Below are 12,947 nucleotides of genomic sequence, written 5' to 3'. Positions count from 1 at the left end.
GGAATTTACTCCTAGCCAACCTCCTCTTTATACTCGTCAACAACCCTCTCCTCAAATTTCCTTCTTGAGTACAAATATAGACTTTTCATTTTGCTACGGAACACAAAATAGTCATTTTTGTTCAGATTTTACTATTTATGTTTATATTGTAGAAATTTAGACAATTTGTAGAATACACCTGTATTCCTGGAATACAAAAAGACCCACCATGACAGGCGGGCCCCTTCTCATTCTCCTCCTAGCGAATATCTATTCGGGTTTGTTCTTGTATTGAGTATGGATTTCAATAGAATAGCCATACTCATACCGATAGCTAGCCCCCAGAATTGAACAACTCGAGCCAACATAGACTACAATCTCGTATTTTGCAACCGACGTTTCCTTTTCGTAAAAATGACGTCGAATCAAACCATCGTTCGTATAGGCATACCGCTTATAAGCACTCTTACTGATAAATTCACTTTGGGCTATTGAATCTGATTTTACAAAATTAAAGCCATTTTCAACTAAGACCTTCCTCATGATTTCCAAACTATCTTTAGCAGCCTCTTCTTTCACTGCATCCCAAACATATTCTTGCGTCATTTGCGTCGTGACGAAAGTGGTTCCATGGCGAGCATACCAGAATGTTGTGAGCGAATCGTCATCCCAAGAAACCAAATCCTTTGACGAAATATAACTTTGTACAAAAGATAGTTCTTCCGGTATATCTGATTCAAAGCGCAATGAAGTCTTGTCGGCCGTAGGGAGTTCCTCAAATCCATCTTTGAGAATAACCACCTTTACGTCTATGGAGTAATTGCCCACTGTCACACCACCTTCATTGACTAGGGTTAAGGCAACCTTGTAGACATCATTGCCCTCATGTAACGAATAGATATAGGAAGTATCTTCATATATTGGCGACACGGAATCATTAAAGACGGCGCCATCAAAAGCATATCCCAGCGTACCCAAGGTATTGACAAGATTTTCCGCCATCGTATCCCTAACAAAGGACGAAGTAGAATATTTCGAATTCAAGAACCAGACTTCTTGTTTGCCATTTTCAAAGTTCATATACCCTAGCTTTTTATAAGCGCTCAAGAATTCAAACCCGCTAGGCAAATTCCTGATTGAATCTGCCGGATCAACATACACAAACGGGTTATAAACCGAACTCGAAGATGCGACGCTGGAAGAGGATTCTTCCGAATTCGTCCTCTTCGTGCCCGTCCCCTTGACGCAGCGGACAGAGAGCCCCCATTCAACATCGCCACCTCGAGACCTTGTAATCCCAGAAGATTTTTTCTCCAACATCACATAGTTCAAGGTAGTGATGGCACCATTCATAATAACGTCTACTATTTTTGACGACGTCCAGAAAATAGCCGCGGAATCCAATCCTACATATTTTTCGCCATCAAACATGCCTGCAGACTTGGCATTGAATCCAAACTTGTCCGTGCCATACTGCTTTTCCCAATCATCGTCCCAATAATACGACTGCAAACTGAATCCAAAAGTTTCTCCGTCAACATCATCATCAGTATATTCTATAAGGTCATCCCATTCTCCAAGATCTGGCAAATGCCATCCATCGGGGCACACACCTTGACGGGGATAAAAATCACTCTTCAAGGTACATCTATTGAAATTTACGCCACATCCTTCGCTCGTCGTATCCAAGGCAATGTCCCAGTTATACAAGCGTCCATACTTTTCACAATTCTTCTTGTCATCGCCATAGCAACGGCTACCCTCGGCGGCATAGTTCAGGTTTTCAGCCATCCAGACCTGATTGCCGATACGGACCGTCTTATATTCCTGTCCATCACGAGAATCCTTCATGGTTCCAAAAGAGATTCCGGACGGGTTCTGGACCGAACTGCTGCTTGACACTCCGGCCGGCGACGACGAAGAACTTTCTGAAGCATCTTCAACCGACGAGCTGGACAGCGGTTCGTCACCAGGAATATGCCAGCGGCCCTTTTCGCACACGAAGTATTCGTTGTACAGATTGCTGAGCTTGTTTATGTTGCGCTTGGTTTCGTTTTCGCGTTTGTCATTGCAAACACCGAGACCGTAATTATCCCACCAGAAGTTCGTGACATATTTTTCGAATGCGGGAACAGTATCTGCATATTTCCAGTCTTCCACATTCTTGCGCACCTTCGAAAGTGAGCCCTTCAGGTCGATATCACAGGCCCAGTCCGCAATCGCGGTCTTGGTGTCGGCATCGTCCCAACGGCCACCTTCAGCAAGCGAGATACCGAATTCACCCATGCGTTCGGTAAGGCCCGCCACATCGGCATCGCCCTGCATCAACACGCTCACTGCAAGCAGCGCCGCATTGCCATCACCCGATTCAAAGATATTCAGATCTTCGGATTCGCCAAAGTCGCCATTGATTGCAAACGAGGAAAGCACTTCTTCTTCAGCCTGGGCCTTCGCATCGGCAATCGACATTTTCTTCTTGTTGACCAGGTACAACACGCGTTCGTATTCCAGGTGCGTGAGCAAGTTGATATTCACCGTCTTGCGGTTAGAAAGGTCAGTCAGCGCGCGGAGCGTCACCATGCCCGAAGACTTCTTGCCAGAGATTTCGTCGCGGTAGTAGCCCGAAGCTTCAAGGATTGCATACTGCGACTCTAGATTGATATCCTTGATAGCAAAGTCGCCCTTATCGCTCTTGATAGAGCCCTTGAAGCTCTTGCCGGTCTGCTTGAGCGTAATGCCGTCCAGTTCCTGCACGGTCACTGCAGAACCTGTCACGAACGGACCCTTCTGCGAAACGCCAGCAACTTCCCAGTCTACGACAGCGGTAACGCCAGCATCGCCCGAAGCGCCGCCGCCGAGATCCATACTATCGGAATCGCTACTGGAACAGGCCCAGAACATGGCCCCAATCGCGAGACACCCTATAATTTGATTCCGTTTCATAAACAATTCCTTGCTCATCATTTTTCTCATTTTCTCTGCCCCTTTTTTAAAACTGTTTCCTTTTCGGTTTTCAAATGTTCGCTCAATGGGAACAACTGCACGTTCAAGCGATAAACCTGTTCCGTTTCGTCTTCCTCTGTCGCAATCGCCACCACGCGGCGGTAATAATCTTCAGTCTCTTTTTTGATGCGCTCGTACGCACGATGCGTAAGCCCAAGCGTATAACCCGACATGACTCGTTCCGAAATCGGCAAGTCAATCGCCCTGATGGCAAATTCACCCATCTGGCGCTGCAAATCGCGAGCGGCCAGCGGCACGGCCTCCACCGGCGCCATTTTAATCGTCTTGTCCGTCTGCCGGTAATTTCCGTTCTTGTCCTTTTTCAAGAGATTTGCCTTCACCAAAAAATCAAGTGTTTCAGAAACTTCTGCAGCCGAAATTTTTTGTTTGCAGGCATGGGCAATCTCAAGCGGTTTTGCGCCGGGCATGTGCGGCGCCAATTCACGAATCACGGAATTTTTCCATGACTTAAAATACTTGAACTCTTCGTCCCCCAGCACACGAACCTTGTGAGCATTCGCCAGCGCGCAACGTTCTTCGAACGCAGCCTTTTTAGCTTCGTTGCTCTTTGCATGCGCATAAGAAACCATCAAAACAAAATAGTCGTACTCAAAGCCGACAAGGCCCATGGCACTTGCCACCGAGCCCGCGGAACCGACACTCAAATTCTTTTTCCCCTCGCAAACATACTTCAAATAGACATCTGACGAAAAACCCGCCTTCTGGGCGAACGCATGCCAAGAAAAAGCAGAGCAGCGCTTGCGTTCATCGTAGTAGTCCTGAATGAACTTACGATAATCCGTGTATTCTATGATCTCCTTCATGACTACAAATATAGATTCATTTAACCTTAATAGAACATGAAATTTGCGTTTTTAGCCAAATTTTACCAATTTCTATAAAATTCTAAAAAATTAATCAATTTTAGAACATACTTTCATGTTCCCAGAACATGAAAGCGATAGAGCCGAACGGTCATGCGTGAGCCGCAAGCGGCATAGCGTAAGCATGCCGTGACGGCGAGAGTGAGGCGATATCACATTTTTATGAATACAATAGAGCCGAACGGTCATGCGTGAGCCGCAAGCGGCATAGCGTAAACATGCCGTGACGGCGAGAGTGAGGCGATATCACATTTTTATGAATACAATAGAGCCGAACGGTCATGCGTGAGCCGCAAGCGGCATAGCGTAAGCATGCCGTGACGGCGAGAGTGAGGCGATATCACATTTTATGAATACAATAGAGCCGAACGGTCATATAAGAAAAAACCCCGCTAGCGTCCTAGCGAGGTCTCTCTCCTAACCTTCCCCCTGCCCAGCTCTCGGGTCCAAACCGGGGGAAACAAATGTATTTTACTTTATCTGTTCTAGTTCTTTACGCAACGCACCTTGCCTTCTTTCAAAGGTTCTTCTTCAACACGATAATCGTAGGGAGAGACTTGCACGTAATAGTCACCGACAGCTCTTGGAGAAAGGTACTTTTCAATTTCTTCGCGTTCCTCATCATTCTTAGCATATTCAAGTTCCCATTGATAGTGCTCTTTCATGAACTCATCAAGTTCCTCTATATGGTAAGAGTCCTGCCTGTAAGAATGGTAATAGACTTCCAAGTAAACCGTATCCATCGGCATCAGGTTAAAATCAAACCTGTTGTAGAACACGCCAATCAAATCCTTTCCAAAGGCGGCATCCAAATCAGAAGTCCTCCAGTTTTCGTTAAGCAGGTTTTTAACGTCACCGACGTAATTCACCAAGATATCCCATTCCTCGGTACTCGAGACATGCCAGCCATCAGGGCAGATTCCCTGGTGCTTTTCGCCAATCAAACTATCTTCAGCGACTTCCGTCATGTACTTGTCATCGATCTGCATAGCTTCCGTCCAAGTATAGAGTTCTTTGGAATCATACTTGAGATCTTCGGCCATCCATTCATACTTTTTCCCTTCGTATTCAAAGCTGACCGTCTGGTACTTACGTCCATCGCGCGGGTCAGTCATGCTTCCCGTTTTGTGGTCAATTGGAATCTTGAGAGAATCGATATGTTCTTTTGTCGTCAAGTCCCAATAATACCCGTTGCAAAGGAAATAGCCCGAATCAACAAGTTCGCCGTCAAGCACCATGGCCTTGTCCAGCTTTCTGTATTCGCCCCAAAGGTCGGCGATACAGAGTTCCAAATCCATATAATTCAAGAAGACAAGAATACCGAAATCGTATTCACTCTTCAAGAAACGGATACTGATATCATCCGGATTAGCCTCGTCCTTTCTCTTGATATCGTCTTCATCGACATCCATCATATTGCTCCATTCCTTGGCAGAGCTATAGCCTTCGCCAGCGAGATCCTGCATAATCGAATCTGCGAGAACACCGTCATCGGCAAAGTCATTGGTAAACCCGTCGATGTAATCTTGCAATTTGGAGCAATCGACATCGTCATCAGCATTATACCAATCGTGCCAATAATTCCACTCAGGCTGTTCATCTATAATTCGGCTGATATTGTAGAGCGTTCTGTCGCCATCCGTCGAATTGTAGATATTCAAGTCTTCTGCAGAGGAAACATCGATCTTGACACCGAACGCGCCAAGGACTTCCTTTGCGGCTTGCTTTTTGGCTTCGGCAAAGGTCTTGCCTTCCTTGACCAGATTCAGCACGCGCTTGTATTCAAAATGAGTCAAGAGGTTGATATTCACCGTTTCACGTTTTTCCAAGTCGGAAACTGCGTCGAGACGCATCGGGCAGCTAGAAGCTTCACCCGTGTGTTCTCGCTCGTAGCGGCCTTCTACAGAAAGAAGCACATACTGGCTTTCCAAATTGATACCGTCAAACTTGAAATCGCCCTTGTCGCTGATAGTCTTGGTAGTAAATTCTCTACCGGTGGGCTCGAAATCTCCCTTTTTCGAGGTTTCCCTGAGCGTCACCTCGGAGCCCTTTACAAACGGGCCCTTCTGCGAAACACCCGCAATCTTTTTGTCGGAAATGGCGATAACGCCTTCCGCTTCTTCGCTCGTGCCAGAGGTTTCCACATTGGAACAAGCGCCGAGCAACGCTGTCAAAGCAAGAGCCCAAACCGCCCCTGTTTTTCTTTCGTCAAAAAAATGAATCATTTCATGCTCCTTTACCCAAATCAGTCGGGTCACAATTTAATTTTTCAGAGAGGGGGAAAAGCTGCATGTTCAAACGGCAGACCTTTTCCACTTTTTTGTCGGCCGAGACAATCGACACGATGCGCTTGCGGCACTCCGTGAGTTCCTCGATGACCTTTTCATAGCTTTCGGCAGTCATGCCCATGGTAACACCGCTAAAGTGGCGTTCCGAAATGGGCAACTTGTCCAAAGCCTCGAGCGCAAATTCGCCCATCTGGCGCAGCAACGAGTGCACCGCTACCGAAACCACCTTTAAGCGCCCCGTCGTAATCGAATGGCTCGTCTGGTGGTAAATGCCCTTGGCATCTATCGTCAGAAACCCTGCATTCAAAAGGAATCGCAAACTGCCGCTTACGTCGGCCGCCGAAATAGGCAACCGACAAGCCTTCGCGATTTCGTGCGGTTTCGCCCCGGGCATCGCCACGGCCAATTCACGGACCACGGAATGTTTCCACGTTTCATAGAACGTGTACATCTCGCTGCCTAGAATTTTCACGTGATGCGCAGAACTCAATGCCTCCATTTCCTCGAAGCACTTCTTTCTCTCTCGATCTGTCTTTGCGTTTTCGTATCGAACCATCAAAACGAAGTAGTCGAATTCAAACCCCAGCAACCCCATTGCCAAGGCCGTTTTCTTTGCTCCCTCTTCCCGAAGTCGAGTCTTACCGTCGCAAACAAGCTTCAGGTAGGACCCCGATGCGAAACCCGCAATCTTCGCAAACTCGCGCCATGTAAACGCCGAGGTGCGCTTGCGCTCGCGGTAGTAATCGAGTACGTACTCGCGATAGTCTTTGTATTCAATAACTGATTTCATCATGACCATAAAATAGAATTTTAAAAAACGCCATGCAACATTTTTCTTAAAACAGGATTTGCGTTTTTAAGCTAATTTCGCCACTTTATATCCGAATGCAAAAATTTTTAGCAATCTATAAAACAAAGTTCAAAATCCATGAAACAAAATCCCCGAAACACAAAACAAAAAGGCTCCCGCATTTTGCGAGAGCCCTTGATTAACTATTAAAGGTCGTATTTTACCGTTTCAGCAGCATTACCTTGTCTGTCACACGGCCATTCACCTGCAGCACACCAATATAGCGACCGCGAACGATTCCCTCGGCAGCGACAGTTTCGAAATACTCTCCCGCTGCGCGACGTCCCAAGTCAAAGGCCTTCACGACGCGGCCCTGCATATCCATGAGCGAGAACTTTACCGCACCCGCGTCAGGAATTGCGAAATGGAGAGCCACATGACCGTCGCGGAATGCAGCACCGAGCGAATGGGTCACCGCGATTTCGCGAGCGTGAGCACCCGTCGTCTTTTCGATATTGAGTTCAACGCTGGCTGTCCTGCTCCAGAGCGTATCAGAATCGAAAAGGATTCCCACACGGTAAGAGATGACAAACTTTCCGTAAGGTGCTTTTTCGTTTTCCAGAGAATCGAGTAAGGCCTCACTTGCAGAATCCAGCTTAAGCACCTTCTTCGCCGTAGAATCCATCACGAAGGCACCGGCAAGCAGTTCGGCGCGGATTTCCTTCGCGAGGGGTTTTGCGCTATAGAGAAGTTCCCCATTCGAAACCACCGGCGGATTCGGCATATTGCGAAGCTGAGGGTAGCTCATGCCTTCGGCGATGTACCAAACCGAATCAAAGTCGAATGCGGCAAAAGACTTCTGCATTTTCATCTGAGCATTGGACAGGCCCTTTCCGACAATCATCGAATCACTGCAGGCTTCGGCTAAATAGTAATACTCATCCGAGGGCTTCGTTCTTGCAGGCAAGCCATCGCAGAAACGGATTCCGTCTTTAAATGCACTTCCAGAAGAGTATCCTCTTACCTCTGCATCATTGCCGTTAATTTCGACAAAACCAAAACCATAGTATGAATCTATAGCAAGCACATCACCCGTCGAATAGCAGTCTTCTATTACTGACTGGTTGTTATGGGCAAAGCTACCCGTGCCTTCGACATTTCCCGTAGAATAAGACTGCCGGATTGTTCCGTCGTTTCCGCCGACAAAGCTGGCGGCACTATATGCATTTCCGGTCGCAAATGAGCGTTCTACCAAGCCTTTGTTGTGACCAACAAAAGCTCCAGAATAGCTGAACGTTCCCGTTCCCTCAGCGCTTCCGGTGGCATAGCATTCCGAAATAGTTGTTTCGTTCAAGCCGACCAAGCCGCCGACATAATGATCTCCAGCAACATCAACGGATGCATGCAGCCCTTTCAATTCTTTGCTGTAAGCCTTAGCAATCAAGCCACCTACGTAGAGGGCTCCTTTTGCATTGATAACGCCCGACGCCGTAGAATTCTTGACCGTTCCGCTATCGACTACGACAAGGCCTGCAACGCCTTGCACGTTATAATATACCGAGAGTTCCCCACCATCTTCGTAAGAAATGGAGAAACCTTCTGAAGATGATTTCTGTCCAGATACATCAACATTCACAGAGCTCTTATCAATCGATCCACTAGGAGCGTTTAACCCGGCAATGCCACCTACAAAGCCAGAGTTTTCCTTTACATTCGCCTTAACAGAAACATTCTTGATGGTCCCCCAGTTCAGTGCAGCAACACCGGCGGCGGAACTGCCACCAATCCATTGCGCATCGATTTTGGCATTAGCAATGGTTCCGTAATTCAAGTGTGCAATACCGGATGCAAGTCTGCTGCCATTGACTTTTCCTTTAACCGATACATTCTCGATGGAACCATAGTTCCTGAACACGACCCCCGCACTTTGATAAACACTGTCCATCACAATGTCGACATCCACATTCCGGATAGTACCATTGTTCACCGTAGCAACGCCACCTATTTTCATTCCAAAATCTTCGCGACCGACAGAATAGCCCTTGAAAGTCAAGCTGTCTACAACCGCAGATTTGGCAACCGTATCAATAAATCCTACAGTCTTATACTCTTTATCCCAAAATCCCGTGTACAAGCTGTCGATGCTATGGCCGCCACCATGGAATTCGCCGGTAAACGCACCGGTATCCTGTTTTGCGTAACCGCCAAGGACAACACCGTAACAGTTGCAGAATTCTTCCAACACATCGTACTTACCAATAGGCTTGAATCCTGTTCCTCCGACGGCAAAACGCTCATCCGTCCTGGAAGCGGTGGCATCGATATCGTTAGCCAAGCGATAAACGGCCGACAGCTTGTATTTTCCGAATCCGATTGATTTCAAGTCTCCGTAGGTCTTGATCAAGAACGGGTCTTTTTCCGTACCGGAACCGGCCATTTTCATCATGGTCTGATCCACAGCCTGATTCGGATAAATCTTTTCCTTCATTGTCTTGGATATATAATAAGCCTTGGTCAGCCAGGACAAATAGGGATAAGTCGAATCCGCTGCAATCTTCCATGTCGAATCGAAATCCCAGCCTTCGTAGTTTTCCTTCTTGACCATCTCTGTTGTATTGCGGAGATCCCCCGCGGCTGTCGTATTAACATACCAGAGAGTCGTATCATAATAGGCCGAGGTGTAGGTCGACTTGTTGTCAGAGCCCGCAAGGCCACCCCATTTAGAATCGCCCGTAACTTGACCTGCGGCAAACGAGTTTTTCACGATTGCCTTGTCAGAAGAACCCACCAAGCCGCCGACATTCTTTGTTCCCGCGACATTTGCGATAGAATAGCAATCCGTCACGCTGGCCTCGCCCAAAAAGCCCACGAGACCGCCCACATGTTCCTTGCCCGAGACCAGGAATCTAGACGCGCTCCTCACGACAGAGCCTGCAGATTTCTTACCGGCAAGAGAGCCAACGTAATTTTCGCCGGAAACATTATACTTGATAAAGATGTTTTCGACCGTAGCACCATTATCGACACCGGCAAGGACACCGACATAGTCCTTACCACGGATGGCACCCCTAGTATTCGCAGGCCCATACGAATAGCTTTCTCCAAGATACGAAGCCGTATCAAAGACAACATTGCTTACCTTGGCACCCTTCGCCAGAGCCCGGAAAAGTCCCACCGAATCTTCGTCGGGACGATTGATATTCAAGCCTGCAATAATCTTGTTGTTTCCGATGAACACACCGCTGAATTCACCAATCGGTTCGAAGCCCTTACACAAGGTGCTGTCAGCATTGCAGTTTTCCTTGAACGAAGCCTTGGCATTGATATTGCCCATCAGCTTGTAGTAGGCATCAAGGCCGTATTCATATTTGCCGACATACTTGAGATCATCGTAATCGTAAATCTTGTAGGGGTCGATTTCTGTACCAGCACCGGCCAGTACATTTACTGTACCATCGTCTTCGAGCGTTCCCGGCAATATCGGATCCATGCCCTTGAAGAACGGATAAGAAACGCCGTTCTGAATTTCCCATACCGTTTCAAAGTCATAATCCTTATACGTCGACTTCAACAGCATTTCCTCCGTCGTCTTGCCCTTTCGGCCAATTCCTGCAACGGTACTGTCAAAGAAACAGGTGCTGTCATCCACCGAACTGCCACCATGTTCAACAATTCCTTCGGCAGCGAATTTGGGAGACTTGATCATGCTTGCCGAATAAACGCGATAGATATTCGGAATCATGTCACCATAGCTGTAATCGTAATTGTAGCCGATAACGCCACCGACATCTTCGTGACCCTTGACAACGTTAACGGAGAATGCGTCCGTCAATTCAAAGTAAGCTTCTATGCTGCCGACCAGGCCGCCGACATTCTCTGTACCCTTGACTTTTCCGGTAGTCCCGACATAGGTAACACTATCTGCAATACCGTAACCAATCAAGCCCCCTACGGACCATTCACCCTGAACATCGCCGTTTAAAGACACGACATGGCTTACGACCGCATTGCGCGATTCGCCAATCAAGGCGCCCACGACCCAGGAGCCCACAACCTTCGCATTTTCAAGCGTCAAGTTCTGGATCACGGCACTTTCAACAAATCCAAACAGTCCCGTAAAGTCGCGGGTGGGCTTGTCAATGACCAAATTCTTGATGGTATGGTTCTTGCCGTCAAACGTTCCGTGGAAAATATGCACGCTATCGCCAATGGGTTCAAAATTCAAGCCCTTAGCATCGATATCGGCTGTCAGTTCATAATTACCCAGCAGCGGGTAAGCGATATCGTGTCCGATTTTCTGGAGTTCAGCAAAAGTCGAAATTTCAATCTTGTTCGGGATTGCCACATGGCTCGACGTTCCCCACACCGTATCCTTACCGACGACCACGCCAATTCTATAACCATAGTACAAAGAATCCCTGCAAAGGGTGTCGTCTACAAATACTGGCTGCACAGAGCCCGTCCACTTTCCTACAAGCTCACCTTCTACGTCAATGAGCGCGGCAACCGTCGGAGTCTCTTGCCACTTAGCTGCCACCGTCGGGACCGCAATCGGAACAAGTGACTTTTTCGAGAAATCATTTTCTTTCAGATAGGGAAACGACTTGCCATCGTCTATATCCCAGGTTTTAATAAAGTTTCCTGTGGGGCTAGTACAATAACCTATATATTCGTAATAAGCGCAGGTGTCCGTACCATCAATCACATATTCTTCGTAGCCCACGGTATCCCAGCCCACATAAGAATCCCATTTCAACATCTGGGCTGTCGTAAGGCCAACTCCACCGGCGCTCGAGTCAATGCCCGAAATCTCGGTATTCCAATAAGAGCTAACAATTGAATCGGGAGAGCCCCCTATCAATCCGCCGACATCGCTTTTTCCCTGGACCGAAACGACCGCATAAGAATGGAAAACGCCAGCATAGGAACCGGCAATGCCACCGACATACTGTTCCCCTTTCACCGAGCCAAAGGCATACGAATTCATCACACGGCCGTCGGTTCCGACAATGCCACCGACGTCCGAACTACCTTCAACGTTACCAAGGGCATACGAATACAGAACGGCGCCCTTCGCGTTGTCGCCAACAATGCCGCCAATATCATCGTCAAAAGTGTATCCGTAAGAAATCAAGTTCATCAAGGATACGCATGAATAAACGCCTCCCTTGGAGTAGCCCGCTACGCCACCCACATCATCAACATCCGGCATTCCCGGGATAATCGAGCCGGTAGAACGGGTACGCCTCACAGCGCCCGTCAAATAACCGACGATACCGCCCACATCCTTTTTCAAGGCAATGATTTCTGCATCGACAAAGGCGCTATCGAGATCCATGTCCAGCTGGCCGACAATGCCCCCCACCCGCTGCGAACCTTTGATAGTCCCCTGGAAAGAGGCATTCACAATAGTCGCGCCTTCGTTATATTCCTTCGTGGCGTGGCCGACAATGCCGCCCACGTAATTTTGCCCTTGGACAAAACCGTTTGTCACCTTGACGTTCCTGATCTTTCCCACGGACTTTGCAGCAACCGTCGCCACATAGTTCGATTCGGACACCCTGCCCGTCACGTTGACATGGTCAAAGTTCAGGTTAGAAACGGAACCGCCCAAGTATGCAATAAAAGCCACATCCCTTTCGCACGGGAGCCAAAGATTCAAGTTGCTGATGGTGTGGTTCTGGCCATCGATATTTCCCCAGAAAATAATGCTGTCGGCGGCATCCTTGTTCTTGCCGATAGGAATAAAGCCGTTACAGCCATCCGCATTGCACATCTCATGGGCGGAAGCCGAGGCATCGATGTCCTTTGCCAAAGCATAATCCGAAGAATACAGATAGGCGCCTGTACCTATCGCCTTCAAGTCTTCATAGTCTTCAATCAGGAAGGGTTTTTCTGCAGAACCGTCACCCACCATGGTGCCTTTTGCGGCAAAAGACTGAATCGCAAACAACGACAATACGGCCGAAACAACAAACCCAAATTTCATAATTCTCCTCGCTT

General features: G+C 47.8%; 5 protein-coding genes. All 5 read right to left on the bottom strand.

Annotated features, from left to right (window positions below; all coding sequences use genetic code 11):
* Positions 1 to 249: 249 nt before the first annotated feature.
* The 5 genes from QZN53_RS05110 to QZN53_RS05090 all read right to left on the bottom strand — a co-directional run bounded on the left by QZN53_RS05110 (position 250) and on the right by QZN53_RS05090 (position 12,933).
* Positions 250 to 2,922, bottom strand: a complete 2,673-nt coding sequence (locus tag QZN53_RS05110) for a fibrobacter succinogenes major paralogous domain-containing protein (RefSeq protein ID WP_163437809.1) — start codon at positions 2,920 to 2,922, stop codon at positions 250 to 252.
* Positions 2,923 to 2,948: 26 nt separating this feature from the next.
* A complete protein-coding gene (locus QZN53_RS05105) occupies positions 2,949 to 3,806 on the bottom strand; it encodes a TIGR02147 family protein (RefSeq protein WP_163437808.1) in 858 nt (285 codons plus the stop codon).
* A 545-nt stretch (positions 3,807 to 4,351) separates the two neighbouring features.
* On the bottom strand, positions 4,352 to 6,091 hold the full coding sequence (locus QZN53_RS05100; protein ID WP_163437807.1) for an FISUMP domain-containing protein: 1,740 nt from the start codon (positions 6,089 to 6,091) through the stop codon (positions 4,352 to 4,354).
* A 1-nt stretch (position 6,092) separates the two neighbouring features.
* Entirely contained in the window at positions 6,093 to 6,947 is an 855-nt protein-coding gene (locus QZN53_RS05095) for a TIGR02147 family protein (protein ID WP_163437806.1), read from the bottom strand.
* Between the two features lie 217 nt (positions 6,948 to 7,164).
* Complete coding sequence (locus QZN53_RS05090) at positions 7,165 to 12,933, bottom strand: GLUG motif-containing protein (RefSeq protein ID WP_163437805.1); 5,769 nt, start codon at positions 12,931 to 12,933, stop codon at positions 7,165 to 7,167.
* Positions 12,934 to 12,947: the final 14 nt, after the last annotated feature.

It is taken from the genome of uncultured Fibrobacter sp. (assembly GCF_900316465.1).
In the GTDB taxonomy this organism is placed as follows: domain Bacteria; phylum Fibrobacterota; class Fibrobacteria; order Fibrobacterales; family Fibrobacteraceae; genus Fibrobacter.
Note: the sequence above shows the minus strand (reverse complement) of the source record. Positions and strands in the feature narration are given on the sequence as shown.

Coding starts and splice junctions, on each gene's coding strand:
- QZN53_RS05110 (WP_163437809.1), bottom strand. CDS start 2,922: ATGAAACGGAATCAAATTATAGGGTGTCTCGCGATTGGGGCCATGTTC.
- QZN53_RS05095 (WP_163437806.1), bottom strand. CDS start 6,947: ATGATGAAATCAGTTATTGAATACAAAGACTATCGCGAGTACGTACTC.
- QZN53_RS05090 (WP_163437805.1), bottom strand. CDS start 12,933: ATGAAATTTGGGTTTGTTGTTTCGGCCGTATTGTCGTTGTTTGCGATT.
- QZN53_RS05105 (WP_163437808.1), bottom strand. CDS start 3,806: ATGAAGGAGATCATAGAATACACGGATTATCGTAAGTTCATTCAGGAC.
- QZN53_RS05100 (WP_163437807.1), bottom strand. CDS start 6,091: ATGATTCATTTTTTTGACGAAAGAAAAACAGGGGCGGTTTGGGCTCTT.